This window comes from Lascolabacillus massiliensis (genome assembly GCF_001282625.1).
Taxonomy (GTDB): domain Bacteria; phylum Bacteroidota; class Bacteroidia; order Bacteroidales; family Dysgonomonadaceae; genus Proteiniphilum; species Proteiniphilum massiliensis.
The window spans coordinates 623,407-645,500 of record NZ_CTEJ01000002.1; the positions used below are offsets into that span (position 1 = coordinate 623,407).

Below are 22,094 nucleotides of genomic sequence, written 5' to 3' on the forward strand. Positions count from 1 at the left end.
ACATAGATTATGAGTATTCTGATAGATAAAAACACAAAACTGATAGTACAGGGAATTACCGGTCGTGATGGGGGTTTTCACACTTCAAAAATGAAAGAGTATGGAACCAATGTAGTTGGTGGAACATCACCCGGAAAAGGAGGAGAATTTGTAGATGACATTCCGGTTTTTAACACAGTAAGAGATGCTGTTAATGAAACAGGCGCAAACACATCGGTGATTTTTGTGCCAGCTCCGTTTGCCAAGGATGCAATGATGGAAGCTGCTGATGCGGGGATAAAGCTAATTGTATGTATTACAGAGGGAGTGCCAACACTTGATGTTGTTGAAGCACACAGTTTCATTAAGAGTAAAGGAGCCAGTTTGATTGGTCCTAATTGTCCCGGACTTATGTCACCGGGAAAGAGTCTGGTTGGAATTATGCCTTCGCTGGTTTTTAAAGAGGGAAATACAGGTGTAATAAGCAGGAGTGGAACTTTAACGTATGAACTGGTTTACAACCTTACGGAAAAAGGGATAGGACAATCAACAGCAGTTGGTGTTGGTGGTGACCCGGTAGTGGGACTTTATTACATTGAACTCCTCGAGATGTTTGAGAAAGATCCTGAAACAGACTCAATTGTTCTGATTGGTGAAATCGGTGGTGATGCTGAAGAGCAGGCCGCAGAATATATAAAGAACCATGTAACCAAACCTGTAGTTGCATTTATTGCGGGACAACAGGCACCTCCGGGAAAGCAGATGGGACATGCCGGCGCTATAATCTCGAGTGGTACAGGCAGTGCAGCTGAAAAGATTGCTGCATTTGAAGCAGTTGGAGTTCCCGTGGCAAAAGAACCAAAAGAGATACCCCAACTACTGTTAAACAGGTTTTAATTAAATAAAGGTCATATAAGTATTTATTAATTCAGTCTGGTAAGGTGTACCTTTCGAACAAACAGTTCGGCACCTTCAGACTGAATTTGTATTTTACCTTTGCTCGGTTTTACATTATATGCCCTATTCAGGAGATTTCCATTAAGATATATCAACAGCTCATCTCCATTCACATAACATTCAATCAGATTCCATTCACCCAGCGGTTTTTCAAGATCATTTGCTCCACGAAAGCCCTTAACATCTTTCCATTCAGGATCACGGCCATACCAGTTTATTCGTCCTCCGTTAAATGTAAGCGGTTCACCATCGGGCTGAAAATAGTGAGAACCTTGCGTTGTTTTTCCACTGACAGTGGTGGTTATAGCAAAATCTTCTGAACCATCGCCTACAACTATTATATCTCCTGTACCTCCCTCTATTAATTGACACTCAATAGAGTGCATCCAGGTACCGTCAGAAGCGCCATCTTCGCCTACCGAGTGAAGAAGTATTCCACTATCACGTGCTCTATCCTCACGAGGGTAGAAGGTTCTTTTTCCCCATTTAAATTCAACTGTCAGTTTATAGTTCTCGAACTCATCTTCTGTTGTGATACAGCCAAACTCCTCACCTGAGATTACAATATTACCATCTTTAACAGTGAACACCCCGTTCGGATCGTTGTTTACACCTTTTTCTTTAAGGAAAATATACCATCCACTCAGATCCTTGCCATTAAAAAGATCAATATACTTCTGTTGTGCAGAGACAGAAAAGTAGAAACCTGCAATAGCAATTAGTATAATCGATAATTGACGCTTCATGATGTAAATGATTAACAATGTTATTTAATTTTAATCTGCGAATGCATGGCTATAACCTTGAATACGGTTCCAGTTTCCACGAGTGAAATCAGGTATTGCAACCGGTGAGTTGTTGTTTTCAATTGATATGCGACTCAACTCAACTAATGAGCACCACTCAGCCAGATCATACACATCCATATCAAGAGGCAAACCATTTCTCAGGCAGTAAATGAGGCGATAGTCCATTATAAAATCCATTCCACCATGCCCGCCAACCTCTTTTGCCTTTTCTTCAAGCTCTCTGTGAATACGATGTTTGTATTTATCCATAAGCATATTCATATTATCCTGAGAGAGAAAATCGTGAGAAGAAAAACCCTGCCCTTCATCTTCTATAGCATAACCTTCAACAGGATATTTATTGGCATACCCTTTTGTTCCACTCACCTGATACATGCGTGAATAGGGACGAGGCGATGTTACATCATGCTGAATCTGCAAAGTTTTCCCGTTTTCAGTACTAATCATCGTCATTGTATGCTGTCCGTTTGCAAAATTATATGCACTGTCTCTGTCGACACCACGTTTCTCTATAAGATATTCTGGGAGATTTACCGGTTTAGTATCCATTGAAACCAATGTTTTCATCCTGTCACCACGATGTATATTAAGTACTTGAGCCACCGGACCAATACCGTGAGTTGGATAAACATCTCCACGAAACTCTTTATTATACTGCAAGCGCCAGTCGTTTACATACCTTTCCCAATTGTTGTTTAGATTATGGATATATGACCCCTCTACATGAAGCACCTCTCCAAAAACACCTTGCTGTGCCATATTCAGAGTAGTAAGTTCAAAGAAATCATATACACAGTTCTCAAGCTGCATGGCATGCTTTTGAGTTCTTTCTGCAGTATCTATTATAGCCCAGATCTCGTCGAGAGTCATTGCTGCCGGCACTTCACATGCAACATGTTTACCCTGCTCCATCGCATAGATCATCATTTTTGCATGATTCTTCCAGTCGGTTGCAATATATACAAGATCCACCTGATCGCTCTCACACAGCTGTTTCCAGGCATCTTCACTGCCACTATAACCTGTAGCCCTTGGTAACCCAGCTTTATCAAGTATAGCTTGAGTTTTTTCCACATTCTCTTCATAAATATCACAAAGTGCTACAATTTTTGCACCGGGAATATGTACATAACGTTGAACAGCACCCGGTCCCCTTGAACCTAAGCCAATAAAACCTACCCTGACAGTATCAATTTTTGGGGTTCTCAGTTCCAGAACATCCATTTGACCTTCGGGTCGTAAAGGCACATCAACCTGAATTGGTTCAATAACCTGACTACTCTTGGTTTTGTTGTTTGTAGTGCAACCAGTAGTAAGCAACATAGCCAGCAGTATGGCTATCAATACAAAATGTTTTTGCATAGAATGTTAGTATTTTTATGTTTAAAAGACTCATGGTGGAGTAGTTATAGCTTAAGAATGTAAATATACTTATTTTATATAAGAATACTACAAACCATTAATTATCCTTGCACCTTTTTCTTTTGCTTTGGCAATTGAGTGTGGATCGTTGGCATTGATATCATACTTCTCAACATCAGGAAGTAATAGTTTTGTACCTACAGGGATTACGTTTGGATTTATGACGCTATGCATGTTTTCCTGATAGATATAGACCCAAAACTCTTTACTTCCGAACAGATCAAGTGCGACTGTACGTAAAGTTTCCCCTTGACCAAGTGTTATTGATGCAGGGAGCTGTTTCTCAGGTTTTACAATGTTCTCAGCAGCTGTTTCGGAATTTGTTATTTGATCTGATTCAATATCAGATTCCATTTTACTGGAGTATGTGATTTGCTCTGCATCACTTGAAACTTGTGATGTTTCAACCTCTATGTCCTTTTCTCTTATTGTTTTTTTTTCTGTTTGCAACGCCATTGAAAAAAAAAAGAGTTGCCATAACAATGACTACACCACCTAATATAGGAACAAAAACTCTGGAGCTTTTATGGGAACGGGATCTGGATTTCGGACTCCGTCCTGATTGCAAAACTTGTTCGGACTGATGCTCAGTAAATGTTGTTCTTTGTCTGACTAAAAGTGGTTCCGGTAGATCTTGAGGCATCGGTTCTAAATTAAGATCGGGTTCTGTTTCAGTATCGGCATACTCGCTGAGACTAGCAACTACCTCATCTTCTGATGTTTCGGCTAATAGATCTTTATAATTATCAGTATCTTCCGAGGATTCATCACTAATGTCTGTTTCTTCTACTTCTGATTCATGAATATTATCGTATTCTTCGACAACAAGACTCTCTTCAATCTCAGACTTCTCAATTTCCGGAACAGCTTCGTCTTTAATCTCCTCTACCTCTTCTTCAGGCTGCTTGGTACTGATAACATCAATTCCTGGTAACTCTACCCCTTCGTTTAACAGCGTGGGTTCGAAGTTAGTAAATGCACTGTTGATACTGCTTTTAAATGAATCATCAATCTCAAAAGAAATATAGAGCTTTGGTTCTACAGACACTGAAGTATCATCCATTTCCTGTTCAAATAGCACAACTACCTCGGGTGGCATTAGATAACGATCCTTAGTTTCAGCGTCTACTAAAATATATTCCGGAAATTTGTGAGTAGAGAAGTGACCAAAATTATCAACCGTCACCACATTGTTATCAGACAACTGTTCAGTAAGAACATCTACAATATCACTCAGAATCGCAGAAGTTTTAGATTCATCCCACTGAAGTTTGGCTGCAAGCTTCGCTATAAACTCTTTTTGTGTCATTCCTTTAGGATTTTGTTAAGATTATACGGTAAATGAAATAATTTCAAATAACAGTACCGAGCAGATCAAAAGGATAAGCTGCCTCGATTCTTACATTGTAGAATTCACCTACAACAAGATCTTTGGCCTTACTGATTAATACCTCTCCGTCAACTTCAGGAGAATCAAATTCGGTTCGTCCTACAAAGTAATCCGAATCTTCGCGATCTATGATCACTTTCATGGTCTGCCCAACCTTCGTTTCATTAACAGAAAGAGCGATACCCTCCTGCATATCCATCAGAGTATTCATTCGCTCCTGTTTAATAGAAGCGGGCACATCATCTGAGTAATTCTTATCGTTATAAGTATCTTCTTCGTGAGAATAAGGAAATGCACCCAGTCGCTCAAACTTCATCTCCTTTACGAAATCAACAAGTTCATTGAAGTCCTCTTCAGTCTCTCCAGGATGTCCAACCATCATTGTTGTACGGATATGTATGCCCGGCACCTCATTACGGAAGAGCTTAATCAGATCATAAGTTTGCTGTTTGGTTATATTTCTGCGCATTATTTTAAGCATCCTGTCACTGATATGCTGAAGAGCGATATCCAGATAGTTGCATACATTGTCCCTCTCACGCATAACCCTGAGCAGGTCGACAGGGAAATGAGCAGGATAGGCATAATGCAATCGGATCCACTCAACCCCTTTTATATCTGATATTCTCTCAACCAATTCAGGCAGTTTCATCGATTTATAGAGATCAATACCATAATAGGTAAGATCCTGAGCAATAAACTGAAATTCTTTTACACCCCCGGTAACTAAACGGCGAACTTCATCTTCAATATCTTCGATAGGACGGGATTTATATTTACCTGTAATAATTGGTATAGAACAATAGGAGCAGGTTCTGTCGCACCCTTCCGAAATCTTTAGGTATGCGTAGTGAGGTGGCGTTGACAAAGAACGATCGAACTCAAGCTCTTTATTATATGATTTCCCAAGATCAGAAATAAGTCCTCGCCAATCAAACTTGCCATAAAACTTATCAACTTCTGGTATCTCTTTCTGCAACTCCTCTCTGTATCTTTCAGAAAGGCAGCCCATAACATAAAGTTTTTTAAGACCCCTCTCCTTCTTGGCTTCAGCAAACGAGAGTATCATATTAATAGACTCCTCTTTTGCATCGCCTATGAATCCACAAGTATTAATAACAGCAATTTCACCTTTAGGTGTTTCGGGATCATGCTCAAGAGTATATCCGTTAGCGATAAGCTGACGCATCAGCAGCTCAGAGTCTACAAGATTCTTTGAGCAACCCATGGTTACCACATCTATCCTATTCTTTATCATATGAAATCGTTCCTTTTCTATTACTCGCCAAAGAGAGAGTCAACAAACTCTTTTCTGCGAAATACCTGAAGATCTTCCATCTGTTCTCCCAGACCAATATATCTTACAGGTATCTTAAACTGATCTGAGATACCCAATACTACCCCACCCTTTGCTGTTCCGTCGAGTTTTGTAATTACCAGACCTGTTACTTCAGTAGCTGCAGTAAATTGTTTAGCCTGTTCAAATGCATTCTGTCCGGTTGATCCGTCAAGTATAAGAAGAACTTCATGAGGTGCATCAGGAACAATTTTGCCCATAACATTCTTGATCTTGGTAAGCTCATTCATCAGGTTAACTTTATTATGTAAACGGCCTGCAGTATCGATTATTACCACATCTGCATTATGTGCTTTAGCTGAACTTACCGCGTCGAAAGCAACTGAGGCAGGATCTGATCCCATCTTCTGCTTTACTACCGGTACTCCGACTCGTTGTCCCCAAATGTCAAGCTGTTCTACTGCTGCGGCCCTGAAAGTGTCGGCTGCACCAAGATATACAGACATTCCGTTCTGTTTGAACTGATAAGCAAGCTTTCCTATGGTTGTGGTTTTGCCAACACCATTGACTCCTACAACCATTATAACGTAAGGTTTTTTATCTCCTGCAACAGTGAAATCCTCAACATCAGTTGATTGATTCTCGGTGAGCATAAATGTTATTTCATCACGTAGTATACTATTTAGCTCATCTGTACCAACATACTTATCTCTTGCCACACGTGCCTCTATTCTTTCAATAATTTTCAATGTGGTATCAACGCCAACATCAGATGACACCAGGACCTCTTCCAGATTATCGAGAACATCATCATCTACTTTAGATTTTCCTGCTACCGCACGAGTGATTTTAGAGAAAAAACTGACTTTTGTTTTCTCAAGACCTTTATCGAGTACATCTTTTTTCCCTTTAGAGGATCTGTTAAATAAACCCATATTGAAGTGATTATTAAATTATAGGCGGAATTGATATGTTTGCAAATCTACTAAATAGTAAATAAAAAACTTCCCTGCGTTTTGGCACAGGGAAGCTTTTAGATATTATTAACGAATATTATCGTGAGTACTAACCTCAACGACGAATATCCTATTTAAAGTAATCTTTTACCTTATCGTTAAGGATCATTTCTTCTTTGAAGCTATATGCACCAGTTTCAGGTGATTTAACCATTCTGATTACTTTTGTGTGGCTTCGTCCTGTAGTGGTTGTCTTATCGCGGAAACCCGCAACTGCTTTCTTTGCCATAGTCTATAATAATTTTACTTTATTTCTTTATGAACGGTCATTCTCTTTAAGACGGGATTGTATTTTTTCAATTCAAGTCTTGCCGTTGTATTCTTTCTATTCTTAGTTGTAATATATCTGGATGTACCGGGCATACCACTCTCTTTGTGTTCTGTACATTCAAGAATCACTTGTACCCTGTTTCCTTTAGCTTTTTTACCCATCTCTGCTTCCTCCTCTTTTTATTGCGTATAGATTACGCGTTTAAATATCCTTTTTCGGCAGCTTTTTTTATTGCTGCATCCAATCCAATTTTATTAATGGTACGCAATCCTGCTGCTGAGATGTTCAGACTGATCCATACATCTTCTTCCACCCAATAAAATTTCTTTTTAAACAAGTTCACGTTGAATTTACGTTTCGTTTTAGTATTAGAGTGCGAAACGTTGTTTCCAACCATTGCTTTTTTTCCTGTTATTTGACAAATCTTAGACATTGCTATATAGTGTATTTTATTATTTGGTTCCTTACGTCCTTAAAAACAGAACATTCCTCACAAATCAGGGCGCAAAATTAAGAAGATAATTTTAATTTACCAAAGGTTTTAGTAAATTAATTTCAATCAGGTTCAACTATTTAATTCAAATTTGTATTCGGTAATTATCTCAATATATCTGTAAACTTATACAATCAATCTGCAATATCTCTTTAAATAAAAATTTAAAACAGTTTGTTTATTTCAGAATAGAGTCCGTTGAAGAAATCCAGAGAAGCCTTCCTGAGGTTGGCCCTAAGCTCGCCTTCAGTTCCGGATACGTTCACAGATTGATCCGTTATAGTTTGCTCGGCTGTATATTTTTTTGGGAAAAAGGAGTCTCCATCTTTCTTCGCACTCTGATAAGTTATATCTCTTACAACCAGCATGCATCCGGCACCTGTAATTGAGACATCAAAACGGTAGTTCATTGTCATTTCTTCCCTTACACCAGCTTTGTTTGCCGGTAGTATGAGATTTGTTCCGGCACTAACTGTAACGAAATTTGATTTTTCATCAAATCTGATACCTGACAGTAAGGGACTTCCGCTATATTTTGATTTCACCCAATTTTGTAGTTGTGCATAATTCTGTTCAGCTGATTTATTTGAATTTGTTATAATAAACTGCTCAAATACAACCTTACCGTTAACAACTGGTACAGAACTAAACACAGCATCATTCTGGGCTGCAAGGTTTAGTATTATTGCAAGTAAAAGGCTTATTGTAAGTACTGTTTTTTTCATAATTATATATATATTGGTCTTATTTCCTTGAAACATATATATAAATCATTAAACTCGACAACATTATATTTTCAAATTCCGTAAAACTTATTTTGTATTTTAGAGTTTCAATCATACTAAATATGTTCCAAAAACAACCCTTTGACTACAAACATACGAAAAAGATTAAATTAGGCAGTCACTTTTTATTAAAAACAGCTGATTAAATTTTATTTATCTGCTAAAAACGATTACTTTTGCAACTCAAAAAACAAACGTAACATTTTTTCAGTAAAATATGTCTGCTAAAAAAACTAAAGAATCGAAGGCCGAGAAGAACTTCGAAAATATTGGTGAAGCGTTAACCACAACGGAACAGTTTCTCGAAAAAAATCAAAAAAGTATTTTAACCGGATTGCTGGTTGTAATAGTTATTGTTGGTGCTTTTCTGGCGTACCACTATCTATACAAATTGCCTCGTAATAACGAAGCTCAGGCTGCAATATATAAAGGTGAACGCTATTTCCAGGAAGGTGAGGACTCCCTTGCTTTGTTTGGCAATGGCAACGACTATATCGGCTTTGAATCAGTTATCGATCAGTACAAAGGAACAAAAACAGCTGATCTTGCACATGCATATGCCGGTATCTCTTACAATCGTTTGGGTAATTATGAAAAAGCCCTTGAACACCTCAAGAAATTTAAAGGTGGAGATATCCTTATCACACCATCTGTAGCAGGTGCAATAGGTGATGTATACATGAATATTGGAGAAACAGAACAAGCTATTTCACAATATCTGAAAGCTGCTAAAAAAGCAGGTGATGATATGCTTAGCCCTATTTATTACAAAAAAGCAGGAGAAGCTTATTTACACATAGGCAATTTCGACAAAGCACTGGAAACATTTACAATGTTGAAGAATGACTATCTGAATTCACCTGAAGGCCAGGAAGCAGATAAATTCATCAAACAGGCAGAGTTACAAAAAGAGTCTAAATAAATATTATGGCAACAGAACTAAAAAATCTTTCTTCATTCGATCATGATTCAATTCCTGATGGCAAAGGAAAAAAGATTGGAATAGTTGTTTCTGACTGGAATAAAAACATAACAGGCAGCCTGTTAAAAGGCACGTATGACACACTTGTAAAATTTGGTGTGGACGCTGAAGATATTATCATTGAACATGTGCCCGGAAGTTTTGAGCTAACATATGGTGCAAAGGTACTCATTGAGAATACAGATGTTGACAGTGTAATTATTCTTGGATGCGTTATACAAGGTGAAACACCTCATTTTACTTTTGTATGCAACAGTGTTACAGAGGGAACAACTGAACTTAATTTAAAATATAATGTTCCTGTAGTTTTTGGACTACTTACTACTAACACTCTGGATCAGGCAATTGCCAGATCAGGTGGAAGGCATGGAAATAAAGGTGATGAAGCGGCAATCACTGCTCTGAAGATGATTGAACTTCAGCAACGTTATAAATAATCTGCATTTATTTATATATAAATTATTGAAGTAACTTAGCGGTTACTTCTTTTTTTTAATCTGTCCGAAATAAAAGCCTCGCTATTATATATTCTATAATATTCAAATAGCAATAATAAAAGCCCTATTTAACTGTGAGAGAACAACAATCAAACAATTATGTGCGTGATTTGACTCAGGGTAATATCACCCGTGAGCTGTTCTCCCTTGCATTACCACTTCTTGCCATTAGTTTTATTCAGATGGCTTATAACCTCATAGATATTCTTTGGATTGGGCGTATAGGAAGCGAAGCGGTAGCAGCAGTTGGATCCATAGGTATGCTGATGTGGATGATGAACTCCTTTGCTCTTATTTCAAAGGTTAGTGCAGAAATTACAATTGGCCAATCTATTGGGGCTCGCAGATTAGATAAGGCCTCAATTTATGCTTCTCATACAACCACTATTGCTATAATACTGGGAATAGCATTTGGAGTGACCTTCTTCCTCTTTCCGAATCCTTATGTTTCATTCTATCAACTCGAAAATGACATTGCAGCACAGGCTGAAGGTTATCTTAGAATTATTTCACTTGGAATACCATTCGTATTTCTGGGCCTTAATTTCTCAGGGATATATATTGGCTCAGGGAGAAGTGATATACCATTCTATTTTAATTCTGCAGGATTAATTATTAATATTATAGTTGACCCATTGCTTATTTTCGGTATTGGACCTTTTCCGGAAATGGGAGTTAAAGGAGCTGCCCTGGCTACTATTATATCTCAGGGTGTTGTAGTATTTCTTTTTATCAACCATTTAAAAAAGGAAAGAGGTTTATTTGGAGGTTTCTCATATTTTATTCGACCACGCAAGAGCTACACTATAAATATACTTAAACTGGGACTTCCAATTGCCGCCATGAATGTATATTTTGCATTTATAAATATGAACCTTGCACGCATAGCATCACTATATGGGGGACATCTTGGAATAATGAGTCAAACGACCGGTGGTCAGATTGAAGGAGTCACATGGAACTCATCATCAGGATTCTCCACTGCATTGGGTAGTTTTGTGGCACAAAATTATGCTGCCGGAAAGATGAATCGTGCCAAAAATGCCTTTAGAACAACCTTAATTCTAATGGGTATTTTGGGTGGAATAGCCAGTATCGCATTTATGGGTTACGGAAAAGAGATATTCTCGCTTTTTGTACCCGAGAAAGAAGCTTACATGGCAGGAGGAGAATATCTTTTTGTACTGGGAATATCTCAGCTCTTTATGATGCTTGAACTTACTACTCAGGGAATGTTTAACGGATTAGGAAGGACATCGCCCCCTGCAATAATTAGTATTGTTTTCAATACACTAAGAATACCTCTTGCAATATTCTTAGGTTCACTAATTGGAGTTACCGGTGTATGGTGGGCAATTACTATCACTTCAATATTTAAAGGCTCAATACTATTTATCTGGTATCTTTTACTAAAAAGAAGAGTATTAAAGGAACCGAACTTAAGTTCAATTTAGAAACCCTGCAGATATAGTCCGATATCAGAAACAGGCAAATTAAAATGACTTGCCACATAAGAATTCACCATTTTACCTGAATAGGTATAAAAACCTGAAGCAAACCCACGGTCAAACCGTGCAAAATGATCAATTCCTCCAGAATCACCCATTGCATTGAACATAGATACAAAAATATTGCTCAAAGCAATTGATGAAGTGCGCGCAACACGTGAACTCAAACTCATCTCACAAAAATGCAGCACACCATATTTCTCAAATATAGATGGATGACCAGGCAAGCATGCCTCCATTGTAGTTTCAAAACATCCACCCTGTTCCATTCGAAGGTCTATTATAATAGCTCCCTCTTTCATTTCGCTAATAAGGTCTGAGGAAATTCTGTAAAAATGTATTTTGTTTATATATTGCAATGCTCCAATTACGACATCAGCAGAGCGAAAAACATTTCTTAAGACCTTCGGTTGCAGCGTGGAAGTATATACAGGATTTCCTAATTCGTGACGTATTGCCCTAAGTTTTATAATATCATTATCAAATATCTTTACAGAAGCACCCATTGCAATAGCAACCCTGGCAGCCATTATACCTGCAACACCAGCACCTATTATTACAACTTCAGCTGGAGTAATTCCTGGAATCCCACCCAGCAGAATACCTTTACCGCCATTTGCATTACTCAACATCTCTGCCGCAAGAGTAATAGATGAGGCACCCTCTATTTCCGAAATTGCAGTTACAAAAGGAGATGCACCCGTATCATCATTAATCAGCTCATAAGAGAGTGCGTTTATTCTCTTTTCCATCATATGTTCCAGAAGGGTTCTCGACAAGTTATGAAGATAAAGAAAAGAGTACACTGAAGTTCTGGGACGCATCATTTCAACCTCCTCGAGTGTGGGAGGCATTATCTTTAGAATAATATCAGCCTGAAAAACTTCTTTAGCCGTATCTACGATTTCCGCACCCGATTCAGCGTAGTATGAATCTGAATAGTTTATAGTCAATCCGGCACCTTTCTGAAACATTACCCTGTACCCGGCTGAAACAAGTAATGATACCCCTTCAGGTGTAATAGGAACCCTTTTCTCCGTTTCCTGATTTTCCTTTGGAACACCAATAATAGTTGTAACCTTATGCTTATCAGTTTTCAGCATAAGTTCACTTACTACAAACTGATTCTTTTTTTGAGATTTATAGATCATTTCTATGTTTATTTCTGAAAACTTTCAGGTAGATATTTATTCAATTGCTCTGCTATTCCATTTACTGTCAGGTATACATCCTCTTTGGAAATCATTCTTTCAGTGTGATAAATGATTTTTGCGTTCCTGTAATAACGCTCTCTATCAGCTAAATGTTTCGTAATAAAAGGTATAAGCTCATCTTTAGATTTCCCTGCAATAAGAGGTCGCACTGTCTTAGATGCCATTAGCCTCGCAGCAAGTTCTTCCGGATCTGCCTCAATATAAACAGTTACACCCGACTCATTCATCAAACTCATATTATCAAAAAAGCAGGGTGCGCCTCCACCGGTTGATATTATTGCATTTTCAATCTGAGACACATCAATAAGAGCTCTTCTTTCTATTTTTCTGAATTCATCCTCACCTTTCTCAGCAAAGATTTCTGATATTTTCTTCCTGTGTTTACCTTCTATATATGCATCAAGATCAATAAATGAGAGCTTGAGTAAACTTGCTAGTTTCTTACCAACTGTTGTTTTCCCCGATCCCATATATCCTATTAGAAATACTCTTTTCATACTTTTATTATAACAGAGGTGCGAACAGGCGCAATACAGACTCAAAAAATCTCTGTAACAATGGACGTTTCAACCACTCTTTCAACACAACCTGCTCAGAATGGCTTTGATCCTCAACAAATATCTCATTTGCTTCAATTGCCACCTCCTCACTATATATAAATGCTTCAACTTCGAAATTCTGTTCGAAGCTCCTGGTATCAAAATTTGCCGATCCAATTAATGTTAGTGAGTCATCAAACACCATCATCTTTGAGTGTAAGAAACCCTTTTTATAAAAATAGACTTTCACACCTGACTCAAGAATACTCTTGATATAAGATCGTGAAGCCTTCTGTACCAAAGCCACATCAGAGCGTTTAGAAATCATCACTCTTACATCAACACCACGAATGGCGGCAGCATGCAATGCATCTATCATTGCCTCTGGAGGAAAAAAATAGGGCGTTTGAATAAAGATAGATTTCTTAGAATCGTAAATAGCCTGGATTATTCCGTGTGAAATATTTTTATCATCAATAAGTGGTCCACTGTTTACAATCTGCATTGGAACATCTCCAAAATTCTCCAGTAAAGGGAAATATTTTCTTGAAGTGATAAGTGTTTGAGACACAAAATACCAATCGATCAGAAACACAGACTGCAACCCCTGCACTCCTTTACCTTCGATACGAGCATGAGTATCCCTCCATTCTCCCCAATCAAACCCCTTAATATAACGATCTGCAATATTCATACCTCCGACATAGCCAACCTGACCATCAATTACTATTATCTTCCGGTGATTTCTATAATTTAGTCTTGAGGTAAATGAACTCCAGGATAGCTTTAGGAACGGCTCTATCTCGATACCGGCCATCCTGAAATCTTCAATAAATTGTTTCTTCAGCTTACGAGAGCCAAAGCTATCATATATGATACGAATTTCGATACCCTCTTTTGCCTTTCTGATTAGAACATTCTTAAACTTCTCTCCAATCTCATCACATTGCAACACATAATACTCTATATGAATATGCTCTTTTGCATTCTCAATATCAGCAAAAAGATGTTCGAACTTATCTTTGGCATTTGTGAATATCTTGACATCATTCCCTCCCAACAGAGGATTATAATCAATATTACGAAGCAGTTCAACCAGATTTTCATGCTCATCAGGGACTTTAATTTCTACCGGTGTTCCCATTTCATCAAGAGGTCTCCTTTTTAATTTACTATACATCCTCTTGGAAATTATATGCTTCCTTGTGGTATCCTGCCCAAAAATAGCATACCAGATAATTCCTATAAAAGGTAGAAAAAGAACAGCAAGAATCCATGCAACAGTTTTTATCGGGTTACGGTTTTCAGAGATAACCACAACCACGATACTCACAACTGTAAGCAAATATAGAATTTCAATTATCAGTAGTAATGCTGCGTTGATCTGCATGATTACAAGCGGTATTTACCTTCATTGATATCCACTAATATATTCAGATAAGAGTTGTATCTGCTTTCGCTGATATAGTGATTTTCTACAGCATCCAGCACTGCACAGTCAGGTTCATTTACATGAAGGCAGTTATTGAACTTGCATTTTTTTGATATTTTAAATATTTCCGGGAAATAGTGTGAAACCTCCTCAACACCCATATCAATTGTACCAAACCCCTTTATGCCTGGTGTATCAATAATGAACCCCCCATTATCAAGTTCAATCATCTCTGAATATGTTGTAGTATGTTTTCCTTTAAAATGGTAATCCGATATTTCTCCTACTTTCTGAACCTGTTTTTTCATCAGGGTGTTAATTATTGTAGACTTCCCAACTCCTGAATGTCCTGCAAGCAGAACCGTTTTACCCGTAGTAATATCTTTCAGTTCATTTACCCCTTCACCAGTTTCCATCGAAGTTTTAAGACAGGGATAACCAATCGTATTATAAAGATTAATTATTGCATCAAGATACTCTTTTTCCTCTTCATTAAAAAGATCTATCTTATTAAATATAATATGTACGGGTACGGAGTATGCTTCTGCAGTAACAAGAAATCTGTCTGTGAATACAGTAGTTGTTTCAGGATATCGTACAGTAAAACAGAACAATGCCAAATCAATATTTGCAGCAAGTATATGTGAATGCTTTGATAGATTTGAGGCCTTTCTCACGATATAATTTCTTCTGTCTTCTATATCCGAAATAAAAGCAGTCCCATCGGCATTAACATCCATGAAAACAATATCACCTACAACAATTGGACTTGTACTCCTTATTCCTTTAAGCCTAAGGTTACCCTTAGCCTTACATATATACTCGTTATTGTTGTAATCCCGGACGAAATAGGTGTTACCGGTATTCTTAATTACAAGACCTTTAACACCTTTCCGGGTTCTTTCATCAAGTTCGTTTACCATTAAACGGTTAAAATTTCTTTCTCTTTTTCGGCAAAAGCCTCATCCACTCGCTTGATATATTTATCATGCAGTTTCTGTAGTTCATTTTCACCATCTTTACCCATATCCTCTGGCAGACCATTCTTAACAGCCTTTTTTATCTCTTCCATACCTTCTCTGCGTGCGTTTCGAATACTTATTTTAGCATCCTCAGCTTCCTGCTTGGTCTGTTTTACAAGCTGCTTTCTGCGTTCTTCGGTAAGTGGAGGAATACCCAATCGAATTACTTCTCCGTTATTTTCGGGAGTAATACCAACCTCGGAGTCCATTATTGCTTTTTCCACAACCTTAAGCATTGATTTTTCCCAGGGTTGCACCACAATCGTTTTTGCATCAGGTGTAGTCACTGTGGCAACATTTGATAGAGGAACATTACTTCCATAATATTCAACACGAATTCCATCAAGGATATGAGTGTTTGCACGTCCTGCCCTTATACGTGAAAAAGTTTCATCCAAAAACTCGAGGGTCATTTTCATTTTTTCTTCAGCCTCTTGTCTTATTGCTAATGTATCCATATAAAAATATCGTTTTATTTTGTTTTTCTGTTATAATCTGTTTAATAAGCAAAAATAGTGAATAAAATCTATAGAACAACTATTTAACCACAGTACCGATGTTTTCGCCCTGCATCAATCTTTTCAGATTTCCGTAAATATCCATATTAAAAACTACTATCGGCAAATTATTCTCTTTACACATAGTAGTTGCTGTCAGATCCATCACCTTCAGCCCTCTTTTATAAACCTCATCAAAAGATATAGTCTGAAATTTAGTAGCATTTGGATCTTTCTCCGGATCAGCAGTATACACACCATCAACTCTGGTTCCCTTTAACATTGCATCAGCCTCAATCTCAATCCCTCTTAATGCAGAGGCAGTATCTGTAGTAAAGAAAGGATTACCTGTACCACCTGAAATTATTGCAACTTCACCTTTTTCCATTGATTCAATCGCTTTCCATTTAGAGTATAATTCACCTACAGGCTCCATGCGGATAGCTGTATATAGTCGGTTTCGCTGACCCACATTAGTGAGCGCAGAACTCAATGCAATACTATTTATCACTGTTGCCAACATACCCATTTGATCACCCTTAACACGATCAAATCCTTTTGAGGTACCACTCAGTCCACGGAAGATATTACCTCCACCAATCACAATTGCAATTTGAATACCCATTTGAGCCACTTCATGTATCTGTTCTGCATATTGATTTAGTCTTACCTCATCAATACCATACTGTTTGTCACCCATAAGCGACTCTCCACTGAGCTTCAGTAAAATTCTGTTATATTCCATATCTAGTTTTTGTATCAACTTAATCCACGAATGAGACCTCTTTAAAAGCATATACTCTCTCTTCAGCTGTCTCAAGAGTCTTTAGTACCAGATGACCCGAAGGAAGCACCTCTTTTATTATTGCTTTAAAACGTCCATTATCATCTTCAAACCAGTAGTAATCATTGATTCTATAGAGATCTAGCATATATTCATCTTCTATAGCTTTCTCGTTTCCATTCTGGAATTCACGATAAATAAGAAAGAACTCTCTAACGAAATTATCCAGAATATAGTCTCTATCGAACTCAGACCCTGTAACCTGTTTTAATGAAACAGGATTAGGCAATTCTTCAGGGAATTGATCCTGATTTATATTTATTCCTATTCCGATAATCGAATTTGTTATCACCCTTCCACTGATATCGTTTTCAATCAATATCCCTGCAATTTTCTTATCTTTCCAATATATATCGTTAGGCCATTTTATACGAATATCATCAGTAAACTGGTCTAAAGTATTTTTTACAGCAAGTGATGCTATACGGGAAATTATAAACTGCGCGTTTGCCTCCACATTATCAGGATAGATAAGTAAACTAAACAGAAGATTCTTACCTTTTTCTGAGAACCAGCCATTTTCCATTTGTCCGCGTCCTCCCAGCTGGAATTCTGCAATTACAACAGATCCCTCTTCAGGTTTTTGCTTTCTGACCAGACTATGTAAATAATTATTTGTAGAATCCACTTCGTCGAGATGCACAACCAATCTTTCTTCACTTAAAAGTTCCATAATATTCCCTTTGTAATTTTTTTGGCAATTTCTTTATTACCTCCTCTACTGAATTATCGATACACACTTTAATTTCACTATCCGGCAAATCACCATCCAGAAAGATTGTGTTCCAGTAGGTTTTATTCATGTGGTATGCACTCTCCACACATTCATAAGATTCACGCAATAATATTGCTTTTTCAGGGTCACACTTCAGAGTAATGCTAAACCTTTCATTATCAGTTGGTATTAATGCAAACATCTTCCCCATCACCTTCATGACAATAGTTACATCATCAAAAGGAGTGGTAGCCTCTGCACCGGGAATAGACATACAATAATCAAACAGCTCTTCAATATCCATAATCAGGTTCTGCTATAAGAAAGCCATAAAGGCATCTTCAAAATGTTCCAGAACAGGTTTGTCTTCATTCCAGACTATAGCGATAATATCAAACCTGGCAGGCTTATCAATACAGTTAATTTTCAAATAGTGACTTGCTGAATTTATCATTCTCCTCATTCTCTGTCTGCTTACAGCATCTTCAGGATTTCCCCAGACATCCGTTGCCCGGGTCTTTACTTCGGTAAATATTATAAACTCGCTGTCTTCTGCAATGATATCAATTTCGTAACCATGAAAAGTCCAGTTTCTTTCAATAATCCTATATCCCTTTGACTTCAGAAAAGCCACTGCTTTATCTTCACCCTTATTTCCTAAATCGTTATGATCAGCCATCAGATATAGTACGAAAAACGCTATATACAGTGTAAAAATACAAATTTACCGCATAAATACTTCCTTTTAGCGAAAATATTTTGTTTTTTTGTATGTACAAAGGGATACCCTATTTTCAATTATAACTTAATGGGAACTAAAAAACAGAGTTTGAACGTTAAAACCAGACCACGCACAAAAAAAGTGGTCTTTGCTCTTGCTGAAGAGGAGTATGATTTAATTCATTTCTATCTTAAGAAATATAAAATTACTAATAGATCAAGATGGTATAGAGAAACTATTCTTTCTCATGTTTTAAAAAGTATGGAAAAGGATTACCCCACTCTGTTTGAAGAAAATGAAATGAGACGTTGATAGCAGAGGCTTGAAACATTACGAAAGTAAGATTTTATCAGGGAATAATAATATAATTTATTGCGTTAGATATATGTTTGATGATGAGTATTTTATGAAACAGGCCCTGCAGGAAGCACAAAAAGCCTTCAATAAAAATGAGATTCCGGTCGGCGCTGTTGTAGTTTCTGAACAAAGAGTTATTGCAAGAGCACATAATCTTACAGAACTGCTAAATGATGTTACAGCACATGCAGAAATGCAGGTAATTACATCTGCTACAAATGTTTTGGGAGGAAAATATCTTACCGACTGTACACTATATGTAACGGTAGAGCCTTGTCCCATGTGTGCCGGAGCACTTCGCTGGGCACAATTATCACGATTAGTTTATGGTGCCTCAGATGAGAAAAGAGGTTACTCAACAATTTCGCCATTCTTACTTCATCCAAAAACTACAGTAACAAAAGGTGTTATGGCAAATGAATGTTCTGAACTTATGCAGACATTTTTTAAGAACATTCGTTGATTTGAGATTAATTTACAAATTATTATTTACCTACAGTCTGATGTCACACACAAAATTAATCTGCTCCCTCGCATACAGGTTAAATAATTAAAATTTAGGTTATTAGAATAAATATCAGTATCATAATCCAGAATAAATAAATATTTTTGAGAACAATACTAACTCTATAATATTTACGATTATGAAACACTTCATTCTAATAAGTATTATTGTATCTATTACTTTTTCCCTTGTTGCTCAAAAAGATGTATTAACTCAGGACAATACATTTTTTCTGCCATATAAGCCTCAGCTTCCACGAGAATTTGTCTTGCCAGACACAATCAGATTTTACCCCGGAGATACAATTCCCAATAGTATATGGGAAAAGCTAAGAAGAGAGTTTACTGAATCGGAAATAAAGCCATTCAAATCCCCTATTGATCAAATGCCTGTAATTGTTCCACCCAATTATAATTTCTCGATGATTGTAAGTAAGCCTGATTCATCTGTACAGTATTATATTCGAAACTTAAATACAGGTGAGACTAAAATCTCTCCTCTAAAAAAACTGATACGTCCCAAATAATAGCTTATAAATATTAACTATAGAACAAATTGTTCTATATGGCGTTTATATATTCAAATATGAACTTACAGGTAATTGATTTTTAGTTGCTTTACAAAAAAGTAATTATCTAAATGTTACCATAAATATAAAATTATATAAACATAAAAAAACAAAGATATGAGCAAGAAAAAAATCGCAGTTATAGTAGGCAGTTTAAGAAAAGACTCCTATAACAGAAAATTAGCTCTCGATGCAATTAAAATGCAGCCCGACACATTAGATATGGAAATAGTTGAAATAGGTCAGCTAGCCCATTATAATGAGGATCTGGATCATAATCCACCTGCAGAGTGGGTAGAATTCCGCAAAAAAATTAAAGAAGCAGATGGCTATCTGTTTTTTACACCTGAATACAACAGATCAATTCCAGGTGTATTGAAAAATGCAATCGATGTCGGATCAAGACCATATGGACAAAACAACTGGGGAGGCAAGCCAGGTGCAATAGTCAGCAGTTCAATCAGTGCGCTTGGTGGAGAGGCTGCAAACCATGTACTTCGTCAGCCAATGGTTTTCATTGATGTATATATGATGCAACAACCTGAAGCTTATATTGGCAACACCACAACACTCTTTAATGAGAATAACGAAATTGCAAATCCCGAGACTCGTAAGTTTCTGGATAACTGGCTGAAAGCATTCGAAGCATGGGTCCATAAATTCTATAATGATTAATATCATTACAGACCACAGATAAAAGGCAAATAACTAAATATTAAAGGCAGAGTATAGATTTACTATATTCTGCCTTTTATGTTCTTTTTATAGTAGTTTTAAGAGAAGCACTTCTATCCTGTTTATCAGATCAATAGTACTTCATCTAAATATTAATATTACAAAACAGGAAGCTTCCAGGGTGATCTGTAATTAGCCTTTGCCAACAGGTTAGCCTCTTCATTATCAAACAACCCTGTCTTATTATCCCATCTTAATGCAGAACCTACCCTACATGATATATTTGCCATATGACTCAGTTTAGCCACCTCAGCTCCTATTGCAATATCAGCGTTAGGCAGTTCCCTGGTTCTTATACAGTCAAGCATATTACCCGCATGCATATAAAGTCCCTTTCCCAATCCCTTATGCATTTCAACCGCCTCCATTCTCAAACTGTTTGGTTTTCTTTCATCATCACATGGATAGCAATATGGGAAATTTCTACTATTCACAGCTTGCTCCGGGATTACCTCCCAGCCACTTCTTGTAAGCACAAGTGTTCCGTTCTCACCAAAGAATGCAACACCTTCACGTTTGTCAAACAACCCATTGCCAATTCCACATGCATGATCCCAAATAATATTAAAATCGGGATATTTATAAGTTGCCATTAATGTATCCGGTGTTTCCATAGCATCATCAGGATACCCAAACTTACCACCTGCACCATAAACATATGATGGTAAACCAGCATTCATCCCTTTCATAGCATAGTCGAGAAGATGCACACCCCAGTCGGCCATCAACCCCCCGGCATAGTCCCAGAAAAATCTGAAATTATAATGAAAGCGGTTCTGGTTGAAATTACGTTTAGGAGCCGGTCCAAGCCACATATCATAATCGACACCCGCCGGAGGAGCAGAGTCAGGAACAACAGGAAGTGTCCACTTACTTGTCTGATATGCCCATACCTTAACAGTTCTAACTTTACCAAGAACTCCACTCTGCACATAAGCAGCAGCCTCATCCCAGTGAGGATCACTCCTCTGCCATTGACCAACCTGAACTATCCTGTTATATTTACGTGCAGCCTTCACCATCAGGTCGCACTCCTCAATAGTATTCGCAAGTGGTTTCTCTACAAAAACATCTTTCCCTGCTTCACAGGCAGCAATAGTCTGCAGACAGTGCCAGTGATCAGGAGTCCCAATGATCACCATATCAACATCCTTATTGTCAATAACACGGCGCCAGTCCTTTACCAACTGAGGAGGTTTTTTGCCTGTCATCTCCTCCAGTTCAGAAGCTCGCTGATAAAGCCACTGATCATCAATATCACAAAGAGATACACACTCCACATTCGGATATTGTAAAAATGTAGTAAGGTTACTCCACCCCTGATTACGGCACCCTATTAATCCTATTTTTATTTTATTACTAGGTGCCGACTGCCCAAATATTGAGTTAAAAGGTTTCCCCATTAATGGTGTCAGACTTAAACCTGTTGCTGTAATAGCTGATTTCTTAAGAAAATTTCGTCTATCCATGATAATAAATGTTGATTGACAAATATAGTAATTAATGAATTACAAAGATAATAAAGTTAACAGCCTCAAT

At 37.4% G+C, this 22,094-nt stretch carries 28 protein-coding genes; 8 read left to right on the forward strand and 20 right to left on the reverse strand.

Annotation, left to right across the window (positions count from 1 at the left end; genetic code table 11):
- Positions 1-9: 9 nt before the first annotated feature.
- The gene (sucD, locus tag BN1354_RS07375; RefSeq protein ID WP_045089054.1) at positions 10-876 is read left to right on the forward strand and encodes a succinate--CoA ligase subunit alpha; all 867 of its coding nucleotides are present in this window, start codon (positions 10-12) and stop codon (positions 874-876) included.
- A 26-nt stretch (positions 877-902) separates the two neighbouring features.
- Here the strand turns inward: sucD and BN1354_RS07380 are convergent, their stop codons facing one another.
- The 10 genes from BN1354_RS07380 to BN1354_RS07420 all read right to left on the reverse strand — a co-directional run bounded on the left by BN1354_RS07380 (position 903) and on the right by BN1354_RS07420 (position 8,359).
- A complete protein-coding gene (locus tag BN1354_RS07380; RefSeq protein ID WP_053826720.1) occupies positions 903-1,682 on the reverse strand; it encodes a 3-keto-disaccharide hydrolase in 780 nt (259 codons plus the stop codon).
- Between the two features lie 30 nt (positions 1,683-1,712).
- A complete protein-coding gene (locus tag BN1354_RS07385; RefSeq protein WP_053826721.1) occupies positions 1,713-3,107 on the reverse strand; it encodes a Gfo/Idh/MocA family protein in 1,395 nt (464 codons plus the stop codon).
- Positions 3,108-3,194: 87 nt separating this feature from the next.
- Entirely contained in the window at positions 3,195-3,623 is a 429-nt protein-coding gene (locus BN1354_RS07390) for a LysM peptidoglycan-binding domain-containing protein (RefSeq protein WP_053826722.1), read from the reverse strand.
- Entirely contained in the window at positions 3,571-4,476 is a 906-nt protein-coding gene (locus tag BN1354_RS07395) for an HU family DNA-binding protein (RefSeq protein WP_053826723.1), read from the reverse strand. Before BN1354_RS07395 ends, BN1354_RS07390 begins: the two co-directional genes overlap by 53 nt.
- Before the next feature lie 43 nt (positions 4,477-4,519).
- On the reverse strand, positions 4,520-5,815 hold the full coding sequence (gene rimO, locus BN1354_RS07400) for a 30S ribosomal protein S12 methylthiotransferase RimO (RefSeq protein ID WP_045089049.1): 1,296 nt from the start codon (positions 5,813-5,815) through the stop codon (positions 4,520-4,522).
- Between the two features lie 20 nt (positions 5,816-5,835).
- On the reverse strand, positions 5,836-6,789 hold the full coding sequence (gene ftsY / locus BN1354_RS07405; RefSeq protein WP_045089048.1) for a signal recognition particle-docking protein FtsY: 954 nt from the start codon (positions 6,787-6,789) through the stop codon (positions 5,836-5,838).
- A gap of 151 nt (positions 6,790-6,940) precedes the next feature.
- On the reverse strand, positions 6,941-7,099 hold the full coding sequence (locus tag BN1354_RS11885) for a DUF4295 domain-containing protein (protein WP_074010743.1): 159 nt from the start codon (positions 7,097-7,099) through the stop codon (positions 6,941-6,943).
- Positions 7,100-7,113: 14 nt separating this feature from the next.
- A complete protein-coding gene (gene rpmG, locus BN1354_RS07410) occupies positions 7,114-7,302 on the reverse strand; it encodes a 50S ribosomal protein L33 (protein ID WP_053826724.1) in 189 nt (62 codons plus the stop codon).
- Positions 7,303-7,334: 32 nt separating this feature from the next.
- Entirely contained in the window at positions 7,335-7,574 is a 240-nt protein-coding gene (gene rpmB / locus BN1354_RS07415; protein WP_045089046.1) for a 50S ribosomal protein L28, read from the reverse strand.
- A 224-nt stretch (positions 7,575-7,798) separates the two neighbouring features.
- Positions 7,799-8,359, reverse strand: a complete 561-nt coding sequence (locus BN1354_RS07420) for a DUF4468 domain-containing protein (RefSeq protein WP_197272043.1) — start codon at positions 8,357-8,359, stop codon at positions 7,799-7,801.
- Positions 8,360-8,636: 277 nt separating this feature from the next.
- On the opposite strand from BN1354_RS07420, the gene BN1354_RS07425 reads away from it, so the two are divergent.
- The 3 genes from BN1354_RS07425 to BN1354_RS07435 all read left to right on the forward strand — a co-directional run bounded on the left by BN1354_RS07425 (position 8,637) and on the right by BN1354_RS07435 (position 11,352).
- The gene (locus BN1354_RS07425; RefSeq protein ID WP_053826726.1) at positions 8,637-9,341 is read left to right on the forward strand and encodes a tetratricopeptide repeat protein; all 705 of its coding nucleotides are present in this window, start codon (positions 8,637-8,639) and stop codon (positions 9,339-9,341) included.
- A gap of 5 nt (positions 9,342-9,346) precedes the next feature.
- Positions 9,347-9,838: a 6,7-dimethyl-8-ribityllumazine synthase gene (gene ribH, locus BN1354_RS07430; protein ID WP_053826727.1), complete on the forward strand. Its 492-nt coding sequence runs from the start codon at positions 9,347-9,349 to the stop codon at positions 9,836-9,838.
- Between the two features lie 134 nt (positions 9,839-9,972).
- Positions 9,973-11,352: an MATE family efflux transporter gene (locus BN1354_RS07435; protein WP_231623090.1), complete on the forward strand. Its 1,380-nt coding sequence runs from the start codon at positions 9,973-9,975 to the stop codon at positions 11,350-11,352.
- Here BN1354_RS07435 and BN1354_RS07440 read toward each other — a convergent pair.
- The 9 genes from BN1354_RS07440 to BN1354_RS07480 all read right to left on the reverse strand — a co-directional run bounded on the left by BN1354_RS07440 (position 11,349) and on the right by BN1354_RS07480 (position 18,348).
- Positions 11,349-12,557 carry an alanine dehydrogenase gene (locus tag BN1354_RS07440; protein WP_053826728.1) on the reverse strand — a complete coding sequence of 403 codons (1,209 nt, stop codon included), beginning with the start codon at positions 12,555-12,557 and terminating at the stop codon, positions 11,349-11,351. The two genes, BN1354_RS07435 and BN1354_RS07440, sit on opposite strands and share 4 nt — an antisense overlap.
- Positions 12,558-12,565: 8 nt before the next feature.
- The gene (locus tag BN1354_RS07445; protein WP_045089041.1) at positions 12,566-13,117 is read right to left on the reverse strand and encodes a shikimate kinase; all 552 of its coding nucleotides are present in this window, start codon (positions 13,115-13,117) and stop codon (positions 12,566-12,568) included.
- Between the two features lie 7 nt (positions 13,118-13,124).
- Entirely contained in the window at positions 13,125-14,549 is a 1,425-nt protein-coding gene (gene cls / locus BN1354_RS07450; RefSeq protein WP_045089040.1) for a cardiolipin synthase, read from the reverse strand.
- A gap of 2 nt (positions 14,550-14,551) precedes the next feature.
- Positions 14,552-15,514 (reverse strand): ribosome small subunit-dependent GTPase A, encoded by a 963-nt coding sequence (gene rsgA, locus BN1354_RS07455; protein ID WP_053826729.1) that lies wholly within the window; start codon positions 15,512-15,514, stop codon positions 14,552-14,554.
- On the reverse strand, positions 15,514-16,071 hold the full coding sequence (gene frr, locus BN1354_RS07460; protein ID WP_045089038.1) for a ribosome recycling factor: 558 nt from the start codon (positions 16,069-16,071) through the stop codon (positions 15,514-15,516). Before frr ends, rsgA begins: the two co-directional genes overlap by 1 nt.
- A 79-nt stretch (positions 16,072-16,150) precedes the next feature.
- The gene (gene pyrH / locus BN1354_RS07465) at positions 16,151-16,855 is read right to left on the reverse strand and encodes a UMP kinase (RefSeq protein ID WP_045089037.1); all 705 of its coding nucleotides are present in this window, start codon (positions 16,853-16,855) and stop codon (positions 16,151-16,153) included.
- A gap of 19 nt (positions 16,856-16,874) precedes the next feature.
- Positions 16,875-17,627 (reverse strand): biotin--[acetyl-CoA-carboxylase] ligase, encoded by a 753-nt coding sequence (locus BN1354_RS07470; protein ID WP_053826730.1) that lies wholly within the window; start codon positions 17,625-17,627, stop codon positions 16,875-16,877.
- A complete protein-coding gene (locus tag BN1354_RS07475) occupies positions 17,611-17,973 on the reverse strand; it encodes an MmcQ/YjbR family DNA-binding protein (protein WP_045089035.1) in 363 nt (120 codons plus the stop codon). The genes BN1354_RS07470 and BN1354_RS07475 overlap by 17 nt, the downstream gene beginning before the upstream one ends.
- A gap of 12 nt (positions 17,974-17,985) precedes the next feature.
- Positions 17,986-18,348 (reverse strand): YraN family protein, encoded by a 363-nt coding sequence (locus tag BN1354_RS07480; protein ID WP_053826731.1) that lies wholly within the window; start codon positions 18,346-18,348, stop codon positions 17,986-17,988.
- Positions 18,349-18,477: 129 nt separating this feature from the next.
- Here BN1354_RS07480 and BN1354_RS07485 point away from each other — a divergent pair, with 129 nt between their 5' ends.
- The 4 genes from BN1354_RS07485 to BN1354_RS07500 all read left to right on the forward strand — a co-directional run bounded on the left by BN1354_RS07485 (position 18,478) and on the right by BN1354_RS07500 (position 20,495).
- On the forward strand, positions 18,478-18,702 hold the full coding sequence (locus tag BN1354_RS07485) for a hypothetical protein (protein ID WP_053826732.1): 225 nt from the start codon (positions 18,478-18,480) through the stop codon (positions 18,700-18,702).
- 73 nt (positions 18,703-18,775) lie between these two features.
- Positions 18,776-19,210, forward strand: a complete 435-nt coding sequence (locus BN1354_RS07490; protein ID WP_045089032.1) for a nucleoside deaminase — start codon at positions 18,776-18,778, stop codon at positions 19,208-19,210.
- Between the two features lie 181 nt (positions 19,211-19,391).
- Entirely contained in the window at positions 19,392-19,778 is a 387-nt protein-coding gene (locus BN1354_RS07495; RefSeq protein WP_053826733.1) for a hypothetical protein, read from the forward strand.
- Between the two features lie 159 nt (positions 19,779-19,937).
- Positions 19,938-20,495 carry an NADPH-dependent FMN reductase gene (locus BN1354_RS07500; protein ID WP_045089030.1) on the forward strand — a complete coding sequence of 186 codons (558 nt, stop codon included), beginning with the start codon at positions 19,938-19,940 and terminating at the stop codon, positions 20,493-20,495.
- Positions 20,496-20,653: 158 nt separating this feature from the next.
- Here the strand turns inward: BN1354_RS07500 and BN1354_RS07505 are convergent, their stop codons facing one another.
- Positions 20,654-22,024: a Gfo/Idh/MocA family protein gene (locus tag BN1354_RS07505; protein ID WP_045089029.1), complete on the reverse strand. Its 1,371-nt coding sequence runs from the start codon at positions 22,022-22,024 to the stop codon at positions 20,654-20,656.
- Positions 22,025-22,094 lie beyond the last annotated feature (70 nt).